General features: G+C 75.3%; 1 protein-coding gene. It reads right to left on the reverse strand.

The window, feature by feature from the left end; genetic code table 11:
• A partial coding sequence (locus tag OO68_RS41930) for a VWA domain-containing protein (RefSeq protein WP_033314767.1) occupies positions 1-287 on the reverse strand: 287 nt, incomplete at both ends.

Here is a 287-nt window from a genome sequence, read left to right on the forward strand (position 1 = left end):
GCGGGTCGCGGGTCTCCGGGTCGAGCCAGCGGACGGTGGCGGTGGCGAGGTGGCCGCGGGCGCCGGGCTCGGTGCGCACGGCGTACAGGGCGGTGACGGTGTGGCCGGGGCCGACCTCGCCGCCGTCGACCCGGTCGTCACGGAAGTCCTCGTCGGCGACGCGGCGGTTGTCGTAGCCGATGAGGCGGAACTCCTCGACCGTCTCGGGGTCGAAGGCGACCTGCGCCTTGGCGTCGCGGGCGGTGAGGTCGACGTTGCGCGGGAGCTGCTCGGAGAAGACCGTGCGG

The organism is Streptomyces iakyrus, from assembly GCF_000717055.1.
Lineage (GTDB): Bacteria > Actinomycetota > Actinomycetes > Streptomycetales > Streptomycetaceae > Streptomyces > Streptomyces iakyrus.